General features: G+C 59.4%; 16 protein-coding genes and 1 pseudogene. 12 read left to right on the forward strand and 5 right to left on the reverse strand.

All coding sequences use genetic code 11. The features are described from left to right. Positions 1-37: 37 nt before the first annotated feature. Entirely contained in the window at positions 38-964 is a 927-nt protein-coding gene (locus AACY42_RS21465) for a sugar ABC transporter substrate-binding protein (RefSeq protein WP_339482132.1), read from the forward strand. Positions 965-1,610: 646 nt separating this feature from the next. Further along, positions 1,611-2,543, forward strand: a complete 933-nt coding sequence (locus tag AACY42_RS21470; protein ID WP_339482134.1) for a bifunctional 5,10-methylenetetrahydrofolate dehydrogenase/5,10-methenyltetrahydrofolate cyclohydrolase — start codon at positions 1,611-1,613, stop codon at positions 2,541-2,543. Positions 2,544-2,790: 247 nt separating this feature from the next. Here the strand turns inward: AACY42_RS21470 and arsQ are convergent, their stop codons facing one another. Next, on the reverse strand, positions 2,791-4,014 hold the full coding sequence (gene arsQ / locus AACY42_RS21475; protein WP_339482135.1) for an arsinothricin export permease ArsQ: 1,224 nt from the start codon (positions 4,012-4,014) through the stop codon (positions 2,791-2,793). Between the two features lie 388 nt (positions 4,015-4,402). On the opposite strand from arsQ, the gene AACY42_RS21480 reads away from it, so the two are divergent. Then, a complete protein-coding gene (locus tag AACY42_RS21480) occupies positions 4,403-4,906 on the forward strand; it encodes a MarR family winged helix-turn-helix transcriptional regulator (RefSeq protein ID WP_339482137.1) in 504 nt (167 codons plus the stop codon). Positions 4,907-5,047: 141 nt separating this feature from the next. Here AACY42_RS21480 and AACY42_RS21485 read toward each other — a convergent pair whose 3' ends face one another. After that, a complete protein-coding gene (locus AACY42_RS21485; RefSeq protein WP_339482139.1) occupies positions 5,048-5,413 on the reverse strand; it encodes a histone-like nucleoid-structuring protein, MvaT/MvaU family in 366 nt (121 codons plus the stop codon). Between the two features lie 429 nt (positions 5,414-5,842). Between AACY42_RS21485 and AACY42_RS21490 the strand changes: the two genes are divergently transcribed. The 5 genes from AACY42_RS21490 (at position 5,843) to AACY42_RS21510 (ending at position 16,258) form a co-directional block, all read left to right on the forward strand. Further along, positions 5,843-7,675, forward strand: a complete 1,833-nt coding sequence (locus tag AACY42_RS21490) for an AAA family ATPase (RefSeq protein ID WP_339482140.1) — start codon at positions 5,843-5,845, stop codon at positions 7,673-7,675. A 2-nt stretch (positions 7,676-7,677) separates the two neighbouring features. Then, the gene (locus tag AACY42_RS21495; RefSeq protein WP_339482142.1) at positions 7,678-8,322 is read left to right on the forward strand and encodes a 4Fe-4S single cluster domain-containing protein; all 645 of its coding nucleotides are present in this window, start codon (positions 7,678-7,680) and stop codon (positions 8,320-8,322) included. A gap of 14 nt (positions 8,323-8,336) precedes the next feature. After that, positions 8,337-14,645, forward strand: a complete 6,309-nt coding sequence (locus AACY42_RS21500) for an AAA domain-containing protein (protein ID WP_339482143.1) — start codon at positions 8,337-8,339, stop codon at positions 14,643-14,645. Next, entirely contained in the window at positions 14,642-16,000 is a 1,359-nt protein-coding gene (locus AACY42_RS21505) for a hypothetical protein (protein ID WP_339482144.1), read from the forward strand. Before AACY42_RS21500 ends, AACY42_RS21505 begins: the two co-directional genes overlap by 4 nt. A 72-nt stretch (positions 16,001-16,072) precedes the next feature. Further along, on the forward strand, positions 16,073-16,258 hold the full coding sequence (locus AACY42_RS21510; RefSeq protein ID WP_339482145.1) for a hypothetical protein: 186 nt from the start codon (positions 16,073-16,075) through the stop codon (positions 16,256-16,258). A 103-nt stretch (positions 16,259-16,361) separates the two neighbouring features. On the opposite strand, the gene AACY42_RS21515 is transcribed toward AACY42_RS21510, so the two are convergent. The 3 genes from AACY42_RS21515 to AACY42_RS21525 all read right to left on the reverse strand — a co-directional run bounded on the left by AACY42_RS21515 (position 16,362) and on the right by AACY42_RS21525 (position 21,375). Then, a complete protein-coding gene (locus AACY42_RS21515; RefSeq protein WP_339482146.1) occupies positions 16,362-19,472 on the reverse strand; it encodes an efflux RND transporter permease subunit in 3,111 nt (1,036 codons plus the stop codon). After that, positions 19,469-20,656: an efflux RND transporter periplasmic adaptor subunit gene (locus tag AACY42_RS21520; RefSeq protein WP_339482148.1), complete on the reverse strand. Its 1,188-nt coding sequence runs from the start codon at positions 20,654-20,656 to the stop codon at positions 19,469-19,471. Before AACY42_RS21520 ends, AACY42_RS21515 begins: the two co-directional genes overlap by 4 nt. A 128-nt stretch (positions 20,657-20,784) precedes the next feature. Further along, positions 20,785-21,375, reverse strand: a complete 591-nt coding sequence (locus AACY42_RS21525) for a TetR/AcrR family transcriptional regulator (RefSeq protein ID WP_339482149.1) — start codon at positions 21,373-21,375, stop codon at positions 20,785-20,787. A 129-nt stretch (positions 21,376-21,504) separates the two neighbouring features. Here AACY42_RS21525 and AACY42_RS21530 point away from each other — a divergent pair. The 4 genes and pseudogenes from AACY42_RS21530 to AACY42_RS21545 form a co-directional block, all read left to right on the forward strand. Then, a pseudogene (locus AACY42_RS21530) lies at positions 21,505-21,630 on the forward strand (Lrp/AsnC family transcriptional regulator); the annotation flags it as partial. A 139-nt stretch (positions 21,631-21,769) separates the two neighbouring features. Further along, on the forward strand, positions 21,770-22,288 hold the full coding sequence (locus AACY42_RS21535; protein ID WP_339482150.1) for a transporter suffix domain-containing protein: 519 nt from the start codon (positions 21,770-21,772) through the stop codon (positions 22,286-22,288). Between the two features lie 73 nt (positions 22,289-22,361). Next, complete coding sequence (locus AACY42_RS21540; RefSeq protein WP_339482151.1) at positions 22,362-23,492, forward strand: HlyD family secretion protein; 1,131 nt, start codon at positions 22,362-22,364, stop codon at positions 23,490-23,492. Next, positions 23,482-24,555 carry a DUF2955 domain-containing protein gene (locus AACY42_RS21545; protein WP_339482153.1) on the forward strand — a complete coding sequence of 358 codons (1,074 nt, stop codon included), beginning with the start codon at positions 23,482-23,484 and terminating at the stop codon, positions 24,553-24,555. The genes AACY42_RS21540 and AACY42_RS21545 overlap by 11 nt, the downstream gene beginning before the upstream one ends. Positions 24,556-24,569 lie beyond the last annotated feature (14 nt).

Below are 24,569 nucleotides of genomic sequence, written 5' to 3' on the forward strand. Positions count from 1 at the left end.
GTGACGTACAACTCATAACAACAAAAGGAAAACCATCATGCGTCGTTGCACACTGCTTTTCGCCACCCTGCTATTGCTCTTCAGCCAATGGGCCGCCGCCGACTATCGCATCGGCGTCAGCATCGCCAGGGTCGACGACAACTTCATGACCTACGTACGTAACGGCCTGGACGAGGCCGCGAAAAAGGAAAACGTGCAGATTCAGTTCGAGGACGCCCAAGGCGATGTGGTGCGCCAACTCAACCAGGTCCAGGGCTTTATCAACCAGCAAGTGGACGCGGTCATTGTCCTGCCGGTGGACACCTCCGCCACGCCCAACATCACACGCGCCGCGGTCGAAGCGAAGACCCCGCTGGTCTACGTCAACCGCCACCCGGACCAGCGCAACTTGCCCAAAGGCGTCGTCACCGTGGCGTCCAATGACATTGAGGCCGGACAACTGCAAATGCGTTACCTGGCCGAAAAGCTCGGCGGCAAGGGCAACCTCGCGATCATCATGGGTGACCTGGCGCAAAACGCTACCCACGACCGCACCGAAGGCGTCAAACAGGTGCTCAAGGATTATCCCGGGATCAAGATTGTCGAGCAGCAAAGCGCCGAGTGGCAGCGCAACAAAGGGATGGACCTGACCAGTAACTGGCTACTGGCGGGCAGCCGTTTCGATGCCATCGTCGCCAACAACGATGAGATGGCCATCGGTGCGGCCATGGCCTTGCAGCAGGCCGGCAAAGCCAAGGGTGAGATCGCGATTGTTGGCATCGACGGCTTGCCTGACGGCCTGGCGGCGATCAAGCGTGGGATGCTGGTCGCCTCGGTGTTCCAGGACCCCAAGGCCCAGGCGACCAGCGCGGTACAGGCAGCGCTCAAGATGATCAAGGGAGAGCCCGTGGAAGCGGACGTCTGGGTGCCCTTTCAGTTGATCAAGCCTGAGCAATTGGCGGTGTTTGAACAACATTACAAGTAGCGACACGCTCGACACTTCGCCGCGATCCCGGCCTGGGGTCAGCGGCGACTCCGTTTTCCTGCCGTTATACCCCCCGGCCCATGATACGTCCGGAGAAGTGATCGCCGATCCCTGGGGCTGTCCGGTTGGTCGCTGATGGCCGGCGGTCTGTTCATGGCGACGTGGTCCACCTAGGCTTCGAAACGGCGGTGTGCTATACCCGGGAATTCAAAGACCCAAGCGCGACACGTTCAAGGCGATTTTTTAGGCGGGCCTACTGTGCATCCTGGCATTCACCCTGGCGTTCCAAGGCAGCCTGGGGCCCGGTCAACGGGCGACACCGGCCGTACTGGACGTCAGCGGTGCAGGGGTTTCATCAGCGCTCTACAGTGGCCTGTTATCGCCAGCGAACTACAGCCCCAAGGGCGTCGGCCAAGTGATGGCGAACAGGATCGGCGGCGGCAAACGGGTCGCCAACACCCTGCTGCTCAGGTGTTGCTGATGTGCCGATATCTGGGGCACAGGAACCCTGATCGCCGGTGTTCTTGTGGTGTACGGCTGCCATCAATTGGTAGTCTGAGCCCCCTTGCCTGCAGAACGCGGATAAATCATCGAGGCGCAACGACGCCTCGGTGATTATTTCGGCCCTCTATCCATCAAGACAACGGTGACTCTTTTGATCAGCACCATCCCCGCACTTGCCCGCGACATCGACGGCAAGGCCATCTCCGCCCGGGTTCTCGACGAGGTTCGAGAAGAGGTTCTGACCCTGGCGCAGCAGCACATTTACCCTGCTCTGGCGGTCCTGTTGGTGGGTGAAGACCCGGCCAGCGAGGTTTACGTGCGCAATAAGCTGCTGCGAGCCAAGGACGTCGGCATCCGTTCACTGGAGTACCGTATGGCAGAAAACACCCGCCAGCACCAGGTGCTGGAACTGATTGCCCAACTGAACGCCGATGCCACGGTGAACGGCATTCTGGTGCAATTGCCATTGCCGGGGCATATCGACGAGGCGGCCGTCATTCATGCCATCGACCCGATCAAGGACGTAGACGGCTTCCATCGCGAAAACGTCGGCGGTCTGGTGCAAGGCATAGAAGTTCTTACCCCCTGCACGCCCAGTGGCTGCATGCGTCTGCTGCAGGAAACCTGTGGTGATGTGAGCGGCCTGCACGCCGTGGTCGTTGGGCGTTCGAACATCGTCGGCAAACCCATGGCGACTCTGCTGTTGCAAGCTCACTGCTCGGTCAGCGTGGTGCACTCACGCAGCATCGATGCCCCGGCCTTGTGTCGACTGGCCGATATCGTTGTCGCGGCGGTAGGCCGTCCAGGGCTGATCGATGCCAGTTGGCTCAAGCCTGGGGCGGTGGTGATCGATGTCGGGATCAATCGTATTACCGACGAATCTGGCAGCCATCTGGTGGGCGATGTCGACTATGCCTGCGCGCGTACCGTCGCCCGCGCAATCACGCCGGTACCCGGAGGTGTCGGACCGATGACCATTGCTTATCTGCTGAAGAACACCCTGATCGCCAGCCAGTTGCAGCACGCGGCCCAGGCCCGTAGGCAGGCATCTGCCAGCCATCTGTCTGTGAGTTGAGCACAACGCATACGGCTCGCTCGATCAACCAACGGCGCATCAAATCCTGCATCGATTAGTGCTGTGACCGCAGATATCTCGGTAAGTGGCTGACAACCACCTTCAAATGTTGTCGCCTCTGCTACTTTCATTTCCATGCCCCCGCTCAATAGAGGTGAATATCCATACAGCTCATGCATTGCAAGTAATTTTCGGCACAGGCGTACGTGCTTCCTAACAAGATCAGGAAGCAGTACTTATTCATTCACTAGAAAGACAGGGCAGTTATCACACACAAGGCACAGAGACCTATAAAAGCCTGGAAGATCGATGCGCCTGTTATTGTTTTTACATAATTTATAGTACTGCCATTCGCAAATGCATCATTTCGCACTAACCAGTAAAAACTGTCATTCGGCAAAATGGCTACAAACGATCCCAGGCAGATCGCATACACAACAGGTATCAAATCTATTCCTGTGTTAGCCAACACAGGAGCGAGGATGGGAGGAAGGGCTGAAAATGTTGCCAAGGATGATCCATTGATCACCTTGAAAATAGCCGCAACTGAAAACAATCCGATCAACATTAGCGATGCTGACTTTGCACCTGTAACGATCTCGACGGCATATCCAGCAGGTACAACACGCGCAAGCATGTGCCCTAGCGCGGACGCGCAACCAATTATAAATAGAAGATTCGCTGTTCTCCTGATTGTGGAATCTAACATCGGCTTACGGTGTTCTTGCTTGGTCAGCAGATAAGCCACAATAGCCGAGGTCAGAAGCGCACCGGCTGGAGCGGTAAAAAAGCCTATGACCGGAACAGCGGAGAGTTTACCGAAGTACCCAATGAACAAAAGCGCAAATAGCAGTGCGAGAGGAAACAGCAGCCTAGACGAACTGGCCCACTGAAAGCCCCTACCCTCGCTCGGCGAGGCTTCTACGGCATCTGAATGGTCGCCTACCAAGCGGAGCCAAATCATGCCAGCCACAAAAGTCGTCACCATCAAAATTAGACCCAGCACAATCAATCGGTGATCTTCGACGTTTGCCCCCACACCGAGGCCGATTATCAGCGGCCCGGCAGGTATCAACAACTTGAAGCCACTGTAGCTGCCGACCGCAATCGCAGTTCTATAACGACCAGCCAGCGGAGATAGCGCCGCATATGCGGTGTCAGGGCATACCATCCCTGCCCCCATCAACGGAGACATTACGACCCCTGCCTTACCGAGGTAAATATCCTGTCCATGACTTAACCAGGCAGCAAGGTAGAACGCGCTGAGAAGTACAATGCAAAAGTAACCGAGGTTATTCCCATACCCTGTGATCAACACGGAGACTATTTCGCTGTTCCCCAGCCCGCCCACGAGCCCTAGAGCGACAGTCAACACGATCATAAAAACAGGGAACGGAAGGGAGAAAGCCTTGACTATCGAGCTACGCATTGAGGTGGGTGCTGACGGGGAACTGAGTTCCAATTCGGACATGGTCGCTTCCTTGCACGATTCGATGATTTACCCAGCGGTTTACGCCAGGGGCACGTTTTCTGCGTATTAAAAATACAACTCAGCATGAGGTCGAAAATCGGCAGACTGCAGGAAGTGACATGTTTTTTCGACGATTCCACCGGCCCGTACTCAATGGGTTTTCCAGCATTCGTTCTGTAATTTTTGAGGAGGATTCGGGTAGACATCTCCACACCTCATCGCCCCTAAGCCTGGATCAATTGGCGACCAGTCGAGCTGGCGAGCACATTTGTTGGTACCTGCAACCAATATAAGAATCCAATTTTAGGGATGTCAACCCCCTGTAGGGGGTGGTTGCAGCTGGAACCTTTGAAAGCTACTGTTGGTACTGACAACAGAAGAGGCATTTATGACCCAGTGCACCGATACCGACCTCATCAGTGATGCTGAAAATCTATTTGAAGCAGTGAATCAGCTCGTACGCGTCTATCAATTTAGAGACAGAGACCGAATCTGTTGCTATGACGTTTCCGTCACTCAGTGCTACGCGGTAGAGACGCTGATCAAGCAGGGGCCATTGCGAATGCAGGCACTGGCCGAGGAAATGTTTCTTGATAAAAGCACGGCGAGTCGGGTTATCGATACGCTTGAACGCAAAGGCTACGTCGAGCGATCTGTTGATCAGGAAGATAAACGGGCCATTCAGATACGGGCTACAGAGGCGGGTGAAGCGCTTTATCAGAAAATCCGAATCGACCTGGTAGCCGAAGAGAGCGCGATGATCGCGGCTCTTTCACCAGAGGTCAGAAAAGCCTCCGTAGCACTCATCAGACAGCTCACCAGGGCGGCGGAAATCCGTTGTGGTCTGGTAAAAAACTGTTGCCCCACTCCGTCGAAGGTTAGCTGCTCATAGTGCGATCAGCGCAGGGCTTAGCCTATTCAGACTTCGCTCTCGAGCGCATTGTGCAAGAATTGGCGTTGCTCCAAAGCACCATTGAGCATGCCTCAACAAAAAGGGCCCTCTGCGGGCCCTCCGTTTGCACTCAAAACAAAATCACTTGGCCAGCCAAGACTCGACAGTATCGGAGCCGTATTCGGCTTTCCATTCCTTAAGCGTTTTGTGATTTCCACCTTTGGTTTCGACAACCTCCCCGCTGTGAGGATTCTTGTAAATCTTCACTTGGCGCGGTTTACGGCTGCCGGCTTTGGACTCGGTAACGGGTGCTCGACGGTTGGCTTGTGGATCAAGCAGGTTGATCACGTCTTTGAGGCTGTAGCTGTACTCACCCAGCAGTGCACGCAGCTTGGTCTCGAATTCAATTTCTTTCTTGAGGCCAGCATCGTCTTTCAGGGCTTCAAGTGCTTGGAGCTGTTCGGCCAAGTGCTTTTCGAGCTGACGGAATTCTGCGAGTTTGGACATGAGAGATCTCTTTTCAGTAGTTGCCTAACAGTATATTGCAAATCGGTCAGCGCAATAGGGACTGCTGGCGAAAACTGAGCACATTAATTGAGAGCGCGTGGCTGATACCGTTTAGGTCGTCACGCCCCGCTCGAAGCAGAGAATTAGCATCGTCTGATCGCTGATCATCTTGGAAAACACTCAACCCAGAGGCACTGTGCGGTCATTTGACTCAGCTTTTTCCTGCAAAAATAGCGACCCCAATCCGGTCTGCCATAGCTAGTACCGTGTCAAATGCACTCGAATCCTCGATCAAGTTGCATAACCCCTCCTGTGAAACGAGCGCCCTCAGAAGCACTCTCTCAACACAACTTTTCGTAGCCGCGCACTGGCAAATGGACGCATTGAGCAATACCCTGCCCGTCCCGACCCAACGTTACGAGCTGAAACATGTCAGGGATTGCCATATTTGAAAGCCCACGTTGGCTACGAGATCTTCTGCGCTTCTTGCCGCTGAAGAGCCAATTCGTCCTGTCAGGCAACATCCGCGACCTGCAGGCCAGTGAAGTGGCACCCGGCACGGTGACGGCGCAGAGCTTCAACCAAACCCTCTGCAATGCCCTGCTCGATGCCGGCTACACCCAGGTCATCGCCTGGGATCCCGTGTCCGGTTTCCGGGTAGTCGACAAACCCGGCTCCGCCCCTGAAGCCGGCCAGACGTTACTTCAGGAGCTTGGCCTGACTCCGGTAAATGGCGTAGCACCCGCAGGTATCGACCTGTTGGGCGCCACCCTGCCACGGCTGGTGGGTCGTGCTGGCGAACCTATCGCGCTGATCATCGATTTCGCCTCACGCCTGGTGGTTCGCAACGACTCCCTCAGCGCGGCTGAACACCAGCTCTTCACCCAGGCCCTGGTGCAATCCCATCAGGCTCGCAGCCGTCCGGCCACAGAGCTGCGCAAACCGTTCTTCAATACCCTGCTATGGCTGGTGGAAAAAGAAGGCGATTTACCCGACTGGTTGCTGGTCGACAATCCGCGCCTGCGCCACATTCCCGTATCCAAACCCGATCAATTGTCCCGCCGAGCATTAGCACCGGCGCTGCTCAAAGGGCTCAGTGGCAACCAGGGCGCCAGCGAAGTGGCGATGCATCAGGCTGTGGAAGCTTTTGTCCAGAACACCGAGGGATTGCTGCTGCTCGATCTCAGTGCCATTGCGCAACTGGCGCGGGTCGAGGGTGTAGCCATGGAGCAGATTGCCGATGCGGTGCGCCGCTACAAGATCGGTGTCACCGAGGACCCGTGGCTGAAGATCGACCGTCAGCGTATCCGGCATGCCGACGCGCTCGTCCACCAGCGGGTCAAAGGCCAGGAGCATGCGGTGACGCACATGCTCGACATCGTCAAGCGTGCGATGACAGGCGTCGGCGCCAGTCGCAAGGGCAACCGTCCACGGGGCGTAGCCTTTCTCGCGGGGCCGACCGGGGTGGGCAAGACCGAACTTGCCAAAACCATTACCAGCCTGTTGTTCGGCGACGAAAGTGCATACATCCGCTTCGACATGTCGGAGTTCAGCGCCGAGCATGCCGATCAACGCCTTATCGGCGCACCGCCCGGCTACGTCGGCTACGACGTCGGCGGTGAGCTGACCAATGCTATCCGCGAGAAACCGTTCAGCGTGGTGTTATTCGATGAAATCGAAAAAGCCCACCCACGGATTCTCGACAAGTTCCTCCAGATCCTCGACGACGGAGTGCTGACTTCAGGCCGCGGTGATCGGGTGTACTTTTCGGAAGCCCTGATCGTGTTCACGTCCAACCTGGGGATCTATCGCCAGGGCGACAATGGCGAACGCGTTGCCAACGTCCTGCCAGGCGAAGCCTTCGAGCAAGTCCAAAACAAGGTGCACAGCGAGATTGACCGGTATTTCAAGCTCGTGCTCAATCGGCCGGAAATCCTCAATCGAATCGGCGAGAACATCATCGTCTTCGACTTCATTCGCGAAGGCGTTGCAGTGCAGATCTTCGAGCAGATGGTCAACGCCACCTTCGACGACCTGCTGGGACAGAACCTGTTTATCGAATTGGCCCCTCAGGCACGCCAGACACTGCACAACCTCTGCCTGCAGGATCTGTCCAACGGTGGCCGGGGCATTCGTAACCAGTTGGAGGCACGCCTGCTCAATCCCCTGTCGCGGGCACTGTTCGATCAGGACGCGCAACCGGGCGAGCACTTCACGATCACCGAGTTGGACATCACCGGACTGAAGATGGAACGTCGCTGAACATGGACCTTAGCCTGTCGCGCATGCATTTTCCGGTCACCACACTCGGCCCGGGGCGGCGTATTGGTATCTGGTTCCAGGGCTGCAGCATCCGCTGTCCAGGCTGCATCTCTGCCGATACCTGGGGGCCGGGGCACCGGCGCTTGTCACTGGAGCAACTGCTTGAACAGATAACCCCCTGGCTGCACGAGGCCGACGGAATCACCATTTCCGGAGGGGAACCGTTCGACCAGTTCGACGCCCTGCGATCGCTGCTCGAAGGCCTGCGTGGTCTCAGCGAGCTCGACATCCTGGTCTACAGCGGCTACTCCCTGGAGCAACTCGACGAGCCGCTGCTCCAGACCAAGGGCTTGATAGATGCCTTGATCAGCGACCCCTATGTCGAAGCACTCAGCCAGACCAAGGCCTTGCGCGGCAGTGACAATCAACGCCTGAGCCTGCTCACGCCACTGGGCCGGGCACGCCTGGGTCGTTACGAACGCTTGCTCGAACCCGCCGACAAGGCGCTCGACCTGATGTTTGACGAAAGTGGCAGCGTCTGGATGGCCGGCATCCCACGACGTGACGACCTATTGCGCTTACGCGATCTGCTGCATGAACAAGGCCATCATTTACAGATCAGCGCACACGCGTCGCGACGCCGCTGAGTGGAGCACACCCCATGATACGTTTCTGCCCCAACTGCAAAACCGAGCGCACCCTCCAGGAAATGTTCTGCGAAGGGCTCGTTCAGGAACAACCCTGCGGCTGGGACCTCGCTGGCGAACCCATTCATGCCGACGGCTGGCGGCCGCAAGCCGTCGTCACTGAGCAAACCCTCCCGCCGGTCAGTACGACTCAGGGGAATGCCCCCGAGCTGCTCTGCGAAAATGGGCACCCGATGGTCGATGGCGACCTGATGTGCCTTGAATGTGGCAGCTCACCTGCGCGAGCAACGTCCGGCGACGCCCGGCCAGACAGCAGCGAACCAGAGGGTATCCCCCAGACCCTGATCGATGGTTGGCGCCTGATCCGTCAGATCAGCAGCACCGACGGTGTGCGAGAACGCTACCTCGCCGAGCACGAGGAAACCGCGCAACAGGCGGTCCTGACCCTGTATCGACCCGGCGCCGAACCGGACCCGGCGATCTATGATGTGATCCGCCGACTGCCACGCGAGCACGTACCCGAAATCATTGCCACCGGCCGCTGGGATGACCGTGCCTATGAGGTCATTGAAGAACTCACCGGCGGGACCCTGGCAGAACTGGGCAGCGTGATCCGCGACAGTGACAGCGTGCACTATGTGGTCAACGAACTGGGCCTGGCGCTGCATGCTTTCAACGAGGCCGGCCTGCGCCATCGTGACCTGCGCCCAGCCAGCCTGCTGGTACGCTCCCGCGAGCCACTGGACCTGGTCATCAGCGGCTTCGGCTCGGCACGCCTGTCCGAGTTCGACCTGGACATCGTGTCGCCACTGGAAACCAGCCGCTACATGGCACCCGAAGCCATCGCCGGCGGCGTTGCGGCGGCCTCGGACTGGTGGAGCCTGGGCATGATCCTGCTCGAGCAACTGACCCAAGGCGCCTGCTTCGACGGCATCAATGCCAATGCATTTCTTATTCACGTGCTGGCCAACGGGGTACCGATTCCCGACGACCTCGACCCGCGTCTGAACCTGCTGCTGCGAGGTCTGCTGGCACGCGACCGTCATCAGCGCTGGCAATGGTCGCAGGTCGAAGACTGGCTCAACGGTATTACGGTCGAGGCTCCAGCCTCTTCCGTCCAGCAAACGGACGAAGGTGAAGGCGCCACCCTACTGCTGGGCGAGCGCTGCTTCCACAAGCCCGGGGTATTCGCCCTGGCGGCAGCCCAGGCGGATAACTGGCAACAGGCCCTGGACCATTTGCTGCGCGGTGTGATCGTGACGTGGGCCGAGCAGGTCGGCCTCGCCCCTGCTCTGGTCGCCGGCCTGCGTCAGGTCGTTCAGCACGAAGGGATTGAGGACGACTTCCGTCTCATGCTGGCACTGAGAATCCTCAATCCGGAAATCCCGTTGATTCACCGTGGCGACATCGTCACACCAGGATGGCTACTGGAGCACCCACTGGAAGGCTATCGCCTGATCAGCGGGTCGGTCCCGGACCTGCTTGAGCAATTGCAGACCGACAACTGGCTGTCGCGTCTCAAATCCCGCGCCGAAAACGTACGTCAGCGTGCCCTGCACCAACACATCGAGTTGGTCGAAGAGCAACTGCGGATCTTCCTGCTATCGACCTCGCGAGCCAAGCTGTCCACGCAATGGCAAGAGCGCCAACGCCTGTTTCCAGACACCGACCATCCGGGACTGACCTCACTGTCGGAGCGCCGGGTGATCGCCGAAGAAGATCTGATCGTGCTGCTCAGCGCGGCATTCAGTCAGTTCCGTTCGGCGGCCTCGATTGTAGAGACCGCCGCCGAGCTGGCCAGGGCTGCCGATGTCGGTTGGTTCGACGCCGAAGAAGCGACTCAACTGCTGTTGCATTCACGACTTGAGCTGTACCGCAGTGTCGATGAGCGCATCCAAGGCTTTGCCCGTTGTGGCGTGCCGGTAGTGGACGAGTGGGCCGAGCAGTTCCGTCTGGAGCGACGAATGCCGCTGGCCCAGGCACTGGTGTTGCTGGCCATCCCGTCCAGTCACTGGCTGGAACCACAAAAACAACAGTACGTCTCACAGATCCTCGACTTCTTCGAGAAGAAGGTGGTGACCGCAGTGATGCGCGGGCCACTGGTGCGTATGAGCATCGGCAAGACCACCGCACGCGTCGACATCAGTGAACTGAACAGCGAGCGCAGTCCGGCCGCGGCTTTGCTCGATCACCTGCTGCAACGTAATGCCCGGGCAGTGAGCCTCGACCCAGAGTGTTTTCAGCTCAACGGCCAGCTGGAATCGCGCCTGCATGCCCTGTACCGGCAAAGCGCGCTGTACAAACGCGACACCGGCATCGACGGCCTGTACCTGGGCTTCCCTTTCCTGCTCAATCGCGACCCTCGCGGCACCACGCGTACACGGATCATCCCGCTCCTACTGTGGCCAGTGAAGCTACTGCTGGAGCTGGGTTCTCGTGGTCACGCCGCCTTGGCGTTTGACAGTGAGCGTGAGGAAGTGCGGCTCAACCCCGCGCTGGAAAGCGTGCTCGGCGCCGAAACCTGCAAACGCTGGCGCAAGACCGCCGATGAACTGCTGGGCCGCTCGTCAATTCGTGCGGCGGATGTGATGGACGCCTTCGGCATGCTCGCCACCATTCGCTCACGCGCCCTTGGCAACCTGCCCGCCAGCACCGTGGAGATCGCGCCCTACCAAGACGAGCTGGACTGCGCGGCGGTGCTGTTTCACGTGACCTTCATGGGGCAAGCCATCGGTGAAGACCTGCGCCAACTGAAGACCCTCTCGCCCGCCGGCACCGGCTTGGAAACGGCGCTGCGTCTTAAGACCGCCGACGAAACCAAGCACGAGGCCCCGCCAGGCGAACTGCAACGCTACTTCACTGTAGCCAGCGACCCCTCCCAGGAAGCGGCCGTGATCCAGGCCCGACAAAGTCCGGGATTACTGGTCGAGGGACCGCCCGGAACCGGCAAGAGCCAGACCATCGTCAATATGGTCGCCGACGCCATCGGCCGCCAGCGCAGCTTGCTTATCGTCTGCCAGAAACATGCGGCGCTGGAGGTGGTGTACAAACGCCTGGTCGCCGAAGGCCTTGGCCAGCGCATCGTCATGCTCAACGACGTCAACCGCGACCGGGAGCCCGTCATCCGCGGCATTCGCGAACAACTGGAAAGCCTGTTCACGAACGGCAGCCAGGCGCAGGGCTGGCAGCGCCAGCGCGAACAGGTCGCGGCCCGCATCGAAACCTTGGAGGGCGAACTCGACCGCTTTCACCAGAGCCTGCATCGCCTGGATGAAAATACCGGCCTCAGTTATCGCAGGCTGCTCGGCGAGTTGATTGAATTGGAATCCGGCCCGGCCCCGCTTGAGTTTCCGGCCCTGCGCCAACGCCTGGCCTCCCTGGACCTCGCTAGCCTGACCCGTTTGGAGGAAAGCTGCGCCCCTCTGATTCGCCTGTGGTTGCCCGCACGCTACGAAGGCAGTCCATTGGCCCAGTTGCAGTCGTTCGCCGCCGACCGGGCGACTTTGCAGGTTTTCACCGACAATCTGCACAGTTTCACCCAAGCCGAACACAACCGTCAGGCCACGCTGCAAGCACACCCTGCCAGCTTCGAAATCGAAGACCCGGTGCCGTACCGTAACTGGATAGCGGCCCATGTCGCTGCCCTGCTCGACCTGAAGCAAGAGCAACGTCTGCGCCTTGCGCGGTGGCTACCGCTTTTCCGCAGCCGCGAAGCGGGCCAATCCCCACGGGGAGAGTCGATTCTCGGCGAACTACAGCAACTGGATCAGCAGTTCGACCAACTGGATCAGGACCACTACGCCCCCGCCTTGTCACCGGCCCTCTGCCTGCTCGAAAACAAGGCCCTCAGGCATCTGGATCAAGACTGCACCAAGGTCATGGCCGCCCGGTCCTGGTTGGCGAACATCAACCCGCTGCATCTGTTGCGGCGCAAGCGACTGCGCAACTTCCTTCAAGGTCAGGGGGAAAGCCGTGTTATTGAAGCGCTGCCGACCCTGCAGGCAGCCATCCGCCTTGAAAGCCAGTGGCGACCATTGCGCGCCGAGCTGAGTACCCAGCATCAGGCGTTGGAGCTGGAAACGGTGGGTAGACAAGCCTGCCTGGAGTTGATCAGCTTCGTGAAGAGCGACATCCGCCACCTCCTGGAGATCCAGGCACTGGCCCTGGCCTTGGCGCAATCACCCCGCGCCCGGCAGGCAGACGAGGCCGCTCTCGCCGGCGATAAACAGCATCTCGAGGCGCTGCTCGGCGATCTCGATGCTTCGCTGATGCGCCATGGCGTTCGCCAATCCAGCCTCGAGCAACTCAAGGTACTTGGCGACTGGCTGGGCGAAGAACTGGTGCAGCAACTGCAGCACGCCATCGAGCACAATCTGAGCAATCAACTGCCTCTTGATCGGCTGCATGAAGCGCTGCCCTTCCTGGCCGCCTACCAGACATTCCGCGGGCGCGCCGGTCAGTTGACGACAGCCGACCTGGAGTTGCTCGCACTGCTGCGCCAACGCCAGGAGCAGCTGGACAGCATTGCGCCCGAACACCTTGAAGCCGCGGTGCGGCGCCTGCTCAACCGCGAAGCTCGACTGGGTTGGAAACACCGCGTCGAGCAAACCAATCCTGAACTGCTGTTCAGCCAGGACGAAGCCCGCGCCAAAGTCGCCAGCCTCGCGCAAGCCGATGCGCAGATGCGGCTGCTCAATCGCGAGCTACTGGGCAACGACATCAACCTTGCTCAGCTGGGTAGTCGCAAGCAATGGGAAGATGTCACCCGCCTGACTGGCAAACGCTCTCGACGTCTGCGCGAATTCATCGATCTGGGCAATAACCTCGGACTGATGAACCTACGCCCGGTATGGCTGATGAACCCGGACGTGGCCAGCCGCGTGCTGCCGCTCAAGGCCGGCCTATTCGATACCGTCATCTACGACGAAGCCTCACAGATGCCGGTTGAGTTCGCCCTGCCGACCCTGTTCCGCGGCCAGGTCACGGTTGTCAGCGGCGATGAGAAGCAAATGCCGCCGACGGCATTCTTTTCCAGTCGTATCGAAAGCGACGAAGCCGAAGTGTTCGACGGCGACGAACCGGATGAAGACGCGGATGAGGAACAGCGCGAAGCGTTCGAAGACACTTGGAACCGTCGTGAGATCAAGGACTGCCCCGACCTGCTGCAACTGGCGCGCAACGCCCTGCCCAGCACCACATTGCAGATCCACTACCGTTCGGCCTACCGTGAACTGATCGGTTTTTCCAACGCCTCGTTCTATGGCAATCGCCTGAACGTTCCGGTCCGTCACCCGCAGGCGAGCATCCAGCGCATTAAGCCGCTGGAGCTGATCCAGGTCGGCGGGCTGTATCAGAACCAGAGTAACGCCCAGGAAGCCGAGCGGGTCGTCGAGTACCTCAGCGAATTGTGGCAGAAGCCCTACGAGCAGCGCCCCTCGGTGGGTGTCGTCACCTTCAACCGCAAGCAGGCCGACCTCATCGAGGAGCATTTGGAGCAGCGTGCAGAGCAGGATGAGCTGTTCCGCGCCGCCTACGCCCAAGAGCGCGAGCGCAGCGAAGACGGCGAGGACATGTCGGTGTTCGTCAAGAACGTGGAGAACGTGCAGGGGGATGAACGCGACATCATCGTCTTCTCCTCCACCTTCGGCCGCAACAGCCAAGGCACATTCCGCCGTAGCTTCGGCGTGCTGGGACAGACGGGGGGCGAACGACGCCTGAACGTGGCGGTGACCCGCGCGCGGCGCAAGGTGGTGATGATCACGTCGATGCCGATCGCCGATATTTCCGACATGCTCAACACACACCGTGCCCCCAACAGCCCGCGAGACTATCTGCAAGGCTATCTGGAATATGCTCGCGCGCTGTCCTCGGGCGAGTTCAGCAACAGCACCAAGTTGCTGGAACGCCTGCAGACCGACCGCAGCAGCCAGCATCGTGAGCAAGGTCAGCAACGTGATGGCTTTGTCAGGCTGGTCGGTGAATTCATTCATTCCCTGGGATGGCAGGCCGCTCCCGCCAGTGAAGGCGACGCTTTCGGTCTCGACTTCGCCATCGAGAATCCAGGCACGGGCCTCTACGCAATCGGCATCGAGTGCGATGCGCCTTGCCACAATCTGCTGGAACGTGCCCGCGCCCGGGAAATTTGGCGCCCGTCCGTGCTGCACCGCGCCATCCCGCACATCCACCGTGTGTCGTCACAAGCCTGGTATCACAACCGCGACAGCGAGCGCACGCGGCTGCGTGAAGCAATCGAACAGGCCATGCAAGTCCAGCAGCCGCTGCCACCCACCCCTACTTCAGTTGATACGGAAATCTGCCAATGAGTGGTCCCAAGGTCGTTCGCATTGTTACCCGCGAAGAAATCATCGCCCTGTGTGAAGGCCACCTGCAACGCCTGGAGCGTGCCGCGCAGCGCTGGCAAACACAGGCCACAAGGCTTGGTGAGCTCAGTGAACAAGAGCGCTCTGCCTCCCTGGAGCGACACGCTCGCCTTCGCACTCTGCTGGCAGAAGACCGATTGGCGGAACTGCAGAAGGCCGTGCCCGTGGAGATCGAGCACTTGCGCCGTGACTTGGAAGACCGCGAAGAACGCGCGATCATCCGTGCCGCCGAGCGGCGCCAACGCGACCGACGCATCCAGGACAACGCACAAACCCTGCTTGACGCTTTGCAAGCCACCCCAGCAAGCGTCGATCAAGCTTTGCTGAAGTCGCTCTCACGATTGGCCTGCGGTGCCCGTCGGGAAGATGCCGAACGTCTGCTGGCCAAGGGTTTCGCCCACTTGAGCGAGGCAAACGAGAAGCCAACCCTGAGCGATACCCAGCGCGCCCTGGCGCAGCAACTCAAGGTCGACGAACCCGAGGTTTCCCTGCGCGAATGGATAGCGGCCCGGGAGCCCGATTCGATGCGGGACGTACGTCTGCTACGCATCGATCGCCACATCGTGGAGCTGCAGTTGCTGCAAGGCGAAGAGCACGCCGCACCGTTCCTCCTCGCACTGCAAAGAGCGGAAACGGAAACCGATGCCAAGCGACGCAACTTGCTGCTCGACAGCCTTGTACTCGACCTCGCCACGTCCACCCGAAACTTCCAGAGACAGCGCGAATGTCTCGAACAATTGCAGGACCTGGCCAGCGAAGTCAAAACCTACACAGGCATCGAACACGCGACCTTGCTCGATCATATTGGCGCTTGTACAACCGACACCGAGCTCTCGGTAACCACCGGACTGATCGAACAGTGTAAAACGCTTATCACTGCCCACTTGCAAGAGCAGGCCGCCCTCGCCCGCCGCGAAGCCGTGCTCGGCGGCTTGGCCAGCCTCGGCTACGAAGTGCGCGAAGGCATGGTGACCGCCTGGGCAGAAACCGGCAAGGTCGTGCTACGCAAAACCGCCACCCCCGGCTATGGCGTGGAGGTGGGTGGCAAAGCCGACAATGGCCGTCTGCAGGTTCGCGCCATAGCCCTCAGCAGCGATCGCGACAAGGCGCGCGATCGCGACATTGAGACCATCTGGTGCGGCGAATTCCAGCGGCTGCAGGCCTTATTGAAAGATAAGGGCAGCGAGTTACTCATCGAACGAGCACTTTCGGTAGGTGAGGTTCCACTTAAAGAAACGAATATTGCCGAGCCGGGCGTAGAAACAATCGCTGGTCAGCAAAAGACACTTCATAAATGAACCGCTAACTCCATCCCACCGCAAGCTATTGCCAACATGCTCTGCCGCCTGGGGTTCAGGACTGCGACGAGCGTGTATCGGGTCTTATGCCATCACCTCAAGGCGCTGTTGCGGCAAATGACGCTCAGTGCCTGCCTGCTGCCATTGATGCAGCAATCCCAAGGAGTTAAAGCCACGATCGAGCAGCGTCAAAGAATGATCGAGCGTGGTGCCGATCAGTTGTTCAGTGAATCAAGGGGCGTTGTCCTGGCAGCATGATGTTCATGCGGCTGACCACATCCCAGGCTGACATGCGCCGCAAGAACGCTATGGAAGTTTCCTCTAGTGGCATGGTGCCGATCATTGTGGAAATGCTCTGACATCACACCAGGGAATCGCTTTCCTTCCTATCCATCTCGGTGACCGAGGTCAATCGCATTAATCTTTGGGCGAGATACCTTCGCAAGTCGTCCATATAAGTGAATACGACCGGCACGAAAACCAGACTCAGGACGGTCGACGTTAGCAATCCCCCGATCACAGCGATCGCCATGGGCGCCCGAAAACCACTGTCGGCACCGCTGCTGAGAACCGCGGGCACCATGCCGGCGACCATGGCGATGGTGGTCATGATGATCGGGCGGGCACGCTCTGCTCCCGACCGCAGCAATGCGTCCCGACGCGAAACCCCTTCCCGGCGCTTTTCATTGGCGAACTCGACCAGAAGAATAGAGTTCTTCGTGACGATGCCCATCAGCATCAAGATGCCGATCATCGCGGGAAGATCGAGTGCTGCGCCATAGAGCAGCAGGCCTGCAATGGCGCCGCCGATGGACAGAGGGAGCGCGACGAGGATCGTGATGGGCTGCAGAAAATCTTTGAACAACAGCACCAGGACGGCGTACACCATCAGGATGCCAAACCCCATAGCCACACCGAACTTGTCGAACATCTCGTTCATGTACTCGGCGTCACCATATTCAACGCGACGCACGCCTTCAGGCAACGTCTGCAGTACAGACAAGGTATTGATGTTGTCGAGGGCATCGCCGAGGGTGGAGCCAGAACGCAGGTCCGCGTCCACCGACACCCGTCGAAGACGGTCGAAGCGTTCGATGCGAGCAGGCCCATCCGCGAATCCGAGAGTGGCGACGGCATGGAGCGGAACGCTATTGCCGTCATCGGTTGGAATGCTCAGATTTCGAAGCGTCTCCAGGTCACTGCGTGAGCGCTCATCCAGCATGACGCGAATAGGTACCTGTCGATCCGTCAGGTCGAATCGAGCAGAACTCGCATCGACTTCGCCGAGTGTGGCGATGCGCATGACGTTGCCGATGCTGGACGCAGAGACTCCCGCCAGTGCTGCTTCGTGGAGACGCGGCTGGATCAACAATTCCGGGCGAGCAAGCGGCTCGTTGACCTGAACGTTGGCAATGCCTGCGACTCCACGCATTTGTCGCTGAAGTTCGTTCGCTGTCTCTGATAGTTTTGCGGGATCCGCGCCGAGAAGGATGATGGAAACATCACGTACATCGTTTTCCCCCTGGAATGTGAATCGTATGTCATCTAACTGATTCAGATCTTGCTGCAACAATTGCTCGAACCCTTTTTGATCCAGTTCCCGTTCGCCCGGGGGCTTGAGGCGGACCAGAAGCATGCCTTTGGTGACATCGTTCGCGCCCGCAGCATCTTGTCCTCCGGCCAGCGTGAATACCGCATTCACTTCCTGGCGCAGGGCGATCTGGTTGCCGGCTTCTCGCAGCTTCTGGTCGGTCTGAGCCAGTGGTGTACCCGGGGTCAGCTCGACGTTGACTTGCGTAAGGCTCAGATCGCTAACGGGCAGGAACCCCGTGGGGAGCAAAGGAATCAAAAGAAACGAGCTGATAAGGAACGCCACCCCACTCCCTAATGCTATGTGGCGATGCCGAAGTGACCAGTCCAACCATCTTAGATAGCGCGCCATCAACTTGCCTGGTTGGGCGTGCGGGCCATGACCGACTGAACCCACACCTGCCTTCGGCTGCATCAGATAGGCGGCGAGAAGCGGTGTTGCCAGCCTTGCAACCAACATAGAGGCCAGCACGGCCACGGAAACCGTGATGCCGAACTGTGTGAAGTAACGTCCAATGTAGCCACCAATAAAACTGACCGGAAGAAACACGGCCACTATGGTCGCGGTGATGGCAACGACTGCGAAGCCGATCGCATCGCAGGCATCGATCGCGGCACGGAACGGGCGTTTGCCCATGTCCAGATGACGCTCAATGTTCTCGATTTCGACAATCGCATCATCGACCAGAATACCGATAACCAAGGTCAAGGCCAGTAAGGTGATGCTGTTCAGGGTGTAGCCCAGCAATACCATGGCGGCGAATGTCGGGAGAATCGACAACGGGAGCGCAATGGCCGCGACCAGGGTGGCGCGCCAGTTGCGCAAGAAGAAGAACACGACGATGACGGTCAAGCCTGCGCCTTCCAACAACGTCATCATCGACATTTTGTAGCTGGAACGGGTGTAGTCCACCGTGGAGGCGAATTGTTGGATCTTGAGATCGCCATAGCTCCGTTGGAGACCGGCGATGGTGTCTTCAACACCCTGAGCTACCACAGTGTCACTGGAGCCCCTGGCGCGATAAACGGCAAAACCAACAACGTCCCGATCATTCAACCGGGCAAGCTCCCGACTCTCGCTACTGGCATCGCGCACGGTCGCCAAGTCGGCCAACGTGGCCCACCGCCCCCCCGGAAGGGCAATCGGACGAGCCGCGAGCGCTTCTACGCTTGCGGCGCTCCCCAGGGTTCGGATGGCTTGTTCGCGGCCATAGAGGACAATACGCCCGCCAGGCACATCCACATTGCTCTGCACCAATTGTGTGTTGACCTGTTCGGCACTGATGCCCAATGCAGCAAGCCGATCAGGTTTGAGTTCAATCCGGATTTCACGATTCACTCCCCCCATGCGCTGAACGTGCTGTACGCCAGGTGTCGCGAGTAAGGCTCGGTTGACGGCATCGTCCACGAACCACGAAAGTTCCACGGTACTGCGTTCAGCGGAGTCGACTGCGTAATAGACGATCGCGCCCCCTTCTACATCTACCCGTGAAATGCGCGGTTCCAGCACGGCTGGCGGCAATTCGACGCGCACCTCGGTGACGGCCTCCCGTACGTCATTGGTTGCGCGGTCGGGATCGACGCCGAGCTGAAATTCAACTGTGGTCAGAGACGTGCCGTCGCTCAGTGTTGAACTCATGTGCCGGATACCGGCAAGCCCGGCAATGGCGTTTTCCACGCGACGGGTGACGGAGCTTTCCAACTCGCTCGACGCGGCTCCCGGTAGGGTGACGGCAACCGTGACGACCGGAAAGTCCACGCGCGGGTTCGCGTTGATGGGCAGGCGCACGAATGCACTGATACCGACAACAGCCAACAGGAAGAACAGAACCAGCGTAGGAATGGGCCGTCGAATCGCCCACGATGATATCTGGAAACTCATGGCGCCTCCTCAATCAGCGGCGCAGGAGCGGCGGAGACGGCCACCACGTCGCCTTCGCGCACAAACGCAGATGCATTAGCGACTACACGCTCGCCGGCCTGCAAGCCCGAGGTAATCTCCAATAAATCGCCACTACGCCGACCGGTTGCCACTGTTTGACGAGCGATGACTCCCTGATCATTGATACGCATCACCCAGGCCCGATGGGCGTCGATGATAGAAAACGCCCGAGCTGGCAGCGTCACGTCGAGCTTGCGCGACGCAAGGACCAACGTCCCGTGGGCATAGGTGCCAACGCGAAGCAGAGGCGAATAGTCCAACTCAATGCGCACACGACCGAGTCGGGATCGTGCATCAACCTTGGGGCCCACCCGTCGAATCGTGCCCTTCATGGGAGAAGAGATCCCGGCAATCCGGACCCTGAGCGTTTGCCCGGGTGTGATGTCGACCAAGTCGGTTTCCGCCACCTCCCCTTCAAACTCGATGGCCCCCTCTCGAATCAGCCGGAACATGGGCTCGCCACCGCTCAACGCGCCGGTACGTGCCATACGCTCCACAATGACACCTGCAAAAGGTGCCCGGATATCAGCTTTGCTGCGCTGGTGGCGAGCTTCGGCAAATTGCGCGAGCGCCTGCTCAACTTCTGCAAGCGCAGCACGCAGGCTGGCAGCTGCCGAGTCCGCCTGAGCACGACGTTCATCGACCTGCTGCTCACTGACCGCCCCACTTCCCCCCAGCCACTCGATGCGTTTGAAGGTGGCTTGGGCTTCAACAGTGACAGCTTCCTGTTGGCCGACTGCAGCACGCGCACGTGCCAATGCCGCTTGCGCCTGGCGAATCTGCGCGTCCAGCCCTTGAGTTTCCAGTCGCGCCAGCAACTGTCCAGACTCGACGCTGTCGCCCTCCTCCACTTTTACCTCTGCCACACGCTGTTCCGGCACAGATGAACTGATCGCGATTTCCTCGCGGGCAACCAGTGTTCCATTCACCTGTACAGAACGATTGAGCATCGCTGGACCTGCCGTGGCTGTGCTGACACGCAGCGGGGGTACAACGGAGGCTGCGGGCTCGTCGGAAGGCCAAAGCAGCAATGCTCCCAAGCTGACCAGCAGCAGGCATACACCCGCCCCAAGCCACAGGCGGTGAGATCGTTGCGCCCCCGCAAAGGCGAGGTTCGGGTTCATCGGAGAGTTCATTGAGGTCGTCCGAAAAAGCGTGTCGGAACACAGGAGAACCGTGAGCCTGCCCCCCCACGGCCCCAGCTTTTACTGGAGAAGGGACGACCCATAGGCAATGGGCTGAGTGAAGCGATCTATTCAAGAAATCGCCGGATCATGCGCATCAGCGTCGGCGTATAAGCTTTGAGCTTGAAATCCCGGTCCAGCACAGAACGAGAGACCGCGCCGTCGATCAGCGCGATTAGCCAGGTTGCCGCGACTTTCGGATCCAAGGTCGCATCGATCTGACCTTGGGTGACCCCACGCTGGAGAAGCGCGACCAGATCACCCTTGATCGAAGCCTCGCTGACAGCAAACAAGGCTGCCATTTCAGGGTTGCGCATGGACTCGGCAACCACTTCAACGCCGATCTTGGCGTAGATAGGATCGGCGCACTGCTTCAAGAGGTCTTTTACCAACCGCTCAACCGCCACAATGGCATCGGGTTCATCGGCCAGTTGAGCAAAGCGCTCACTCATTTCGCGCCGGTCCTCCTCCGCAATGGCCTCAATCACCGCCTGCTTATTGGGGAAATAGTGAAACAGGTTGCCAGGGCTCATGCCCGCTGCCGCACAGATTTCGTTGGTCGATGTGCCGCGAAAGCCTTTTTCGGCAAAGCACATGATCGCTGCTTCGAGGATTTGGTGCAGCTTGGCCTGGTGCTTCTCAGGATCAACTTTTCTCATTTTTTCTCCGTAGAGGCAGGTGTTGATGTTCGCCCCTTCATTAGACCGACTACTTAGTCTAGTATTTAAAAAACCCCAGGCACAGTCAAGCGACAATACGAAAGGTCAGTTTTCAATCAGCGCCAACACACCAAGGACAGCAACAGTTTCAACCGGCTCCACGCCGAGCAATTGCTTGACCTGCCCGGGGTTCGTCAGATTCGCTCGTTCATGGGTTTGCGCCAGGTCTTGTCGACACCCCACATCCCCCTTTGAGGCTCCACTCAGAGCGAGCAGGCATCGGGGGGCATGCGCAGAAAGCCTGACAGGACTGAGTGCGTTGGCAATCCAGCTGCTAAGCTCAATTTCGCTCCAGCCTCTAACCAATACCAACGTAAAAGAAAGGTAAGACAGCATGGCCACGACACAGTCTCCGGCAACGTCCGCGCAATGGCGCTTCAAATTAGGCATCGCCATTCTTTGTCTAATGCTCACGTTGTGGTTGTTGGTGCCGCTGGCAGCGGCCGCGGATGTGCCCCGCTCCACCATCGCCGCTATCACCGGCGCCCTGTTCATCGTCAACAAGGTGTTGTTGCTGCTGGTGATCGCCGTGATGGGCAAGGCGGGTTTCCAAGAGCTCAAGCAGCATGTGTTCAGCTATGTGTCGGGCCTTGTGCCCAGCGCTGAGCAAGAGGTAAGCGTCACCCGCCACCGTATTGGCCTGGTGATGTTCTGCTTACCGTTGGTGTGTTCCTTTCTCGAACCCTATGTCGACACCCTTGCGCCCGGTCTGCGCCCCAATAGCTGGGCATTGCAACTGCTGGGCGATGCACTGTTGGTTGGTAGCTTCTTTGTACTGGGTGGCAATTTCTGGGAGAAATTGCGCGCGCTTTTTATCCGAACCGCACGGGTCACTGCCTCCGACCCGGTCTGAGCCAACGCCCGGATCGCCTCCCCCCGGCGCGCTGTCAGTTGTTCTTGAAGCGCCATGACTTACAGGTGCCGATATGCCCGAAACACAGAACTCTCCCGTTTCCGTCGAGCCTGAGCGCCAAACTGAACCGCCTCTTGAGAAGCCTGCGCCAGCCAATCCGCTGCGGCGCATTGCACTAGGTGTGGCGGTTTTGATCGCCGTGCTGTTCACCCTCTCCATTTTTATGGAACGACGCACGCCCTCGACGTCGCAAGCCGTGGTGCAAGCCTATGTCGTGCAAATGGCTGCCGAGGTGGGTGGTCGTGTGACAGAAGTTGCGGTGCTCGACAATGCCCGGGTGAAGACTGGCCAGGTGCTGTTTCGTATCGACCCGCAACCCTACAAGCTTGTCGTCAGCGAGGCCGAAGCGCGGCTGGAAGAAACCGGACAGGCATTAGGTGCCAGCACCGCCTCGGTGGATGCCGCCCAGGCACAGTTGGTGTCGGCGCGCGCGCAGCGTGACAACATACGCGAGCAAGCCCGGCGGGTGAACCAATTGGTCGAGCGCGGTGTATTCGCCCCGGCGCGCCAGGATGAAGCCAAGGCCTCGCTGAGCTCCGCCGAGGCGGCCGTGAGCAAAGCCCAAGCCGACCTGGAACGGGCGCGTCAGCAGTTAGGGCCCAAAGGCAACGACAACCCGCAATTCAAGCAAGCCCTGGCCGCACTGGAAAAAGCCCGGCTCGACCTGGTGCGTACCGAAGTCATTGCCCCCGCCGATGGCGTGATCACCCATCTCCAGCTCGCCGTGGGTCAGGTCGTCAGCGCTGGCCAACCGGCACTGACCTTCATCGACAGTGGCACCGTATGGGTGTCTGCCGCCTTCAAGGAAAACAGCCTGGAGCATGTGCAGGCTGACGACCCGGCGGAACTGGTGTTCGATGTATTGCCAGGTCGCGTGTTCAAGGGCCGCGTTGAAAGCGTCGGCTGGGGTGTCGCGCAACAGGATAGCAGCAACGCCGCCCTGCCCTCGGTGCGCAACGAGAGTGGTTGGGTGCGCGATCCGCAGCGCTTTCCGGTGCGCCTGCTCGTGGAGGAACCGCACCCGATCGGCCCGCGCTACGGCTCGCAAGTGACCGTGGTGATCTACACCGATGACAACCGCATGACGAACGCGCTGGGGGCATTTATGACACGCCTGGGCGCCTGGCTGAATTATGTCAATTGATGGGCAAGCTGCGCTGGAGCTGCTGCGAATAAAACGCCAGGGATTGCGCGTCGCCCTGGCAGCGACCGTGGGCTTGTGCACGGGTCTGGCCCTGGGCAACATCCTGCCTTTTCTCGCGCCCTTGTTCGCCATCCAGTTCCTCTTGGCCAGCCGCCGCGCACCAGCGTTGTCTCAGGGATTGATAACGTTGCTGGTGAGTATGCTGACCGGCGCACTGCTGGTGTGTATGACCGGCATGCTCGGTGAGCGGCCGTGGGTGCTCCTGACAGTGCTGTGGCTGTTTTATTTCGCCTGTTTTACCGCGCAAGGCCAACAGCTGGGCGGCGCGGGGCCGGCGCTGATGCTGGTCATTGCCATTGTGGTACCGATGCTCGATATCGTGCAGCGCGATCTGGGCGAGTCCATCGTGCTAGTGCTGGTCAAGGCGGTCAGCCTGGGTTTGCTGCTGACTTGGGGCGCCCATGCGCTGCTGCCCGACCCTGCTGGTGAATACACCGACCAGCAAATCGCACAGCCGCGCGAGCTGACTCTGGTGATTCACCAGGCCATGTCCAGCGCGGCGATTCTGCTGGCCATGGTTGCCCTGTGCCTGAGCGACCCGCGGCTGGCCACGGCGATGGTCGTCCCCATCACGGTGGCCTCGTTGCTTAGCCAGTTTTCGCTAGGCATGAGCAGCCGCACCGCCCTTGGCCTGGTGATGATCAACCTACTGGGCGGGGTGGTGGCTTCCCTGGCCTTTACCCTGTTCGAACTGCGGCCGACCTTGTGGCTGGTGGCGCTGATCCTGCTGCTGGTAAGCCTGCTGTTTGCCGGCAAAGCCGCCATCGGCAACACCGCTGGCAAAGTATTCGGCGGGGGGCTCATGACCTTCCTTATTCTGTTCGGGCTTGGTGTATCACCGTTGCCCACAGAAACGCCCCAGCTGTTTTCCACCCGTATCGCCTACGTGCTGTTTGCGGTTGTCTATGCTATTGGCCTGGCCGCGCTGCTGTGGCCAAGGGCGGGCGTTATGCCGGCCGAGGCGGCCAACGCCCATCGCAACCTATCGTCCGTCGACCAGTAGCATCCGAGGTCCAC

The sequence above is a fragment of the Pseudomonas sp. RL_5y_Pfl2_73 genome (assembly GCF_963970515.1).
Classification (GTDB): Bacteria; Pseudomonadota; Gammaproteobacteria; order Pseudomonadales; family Pseudomonadaceae; genus Aquipseudomonas.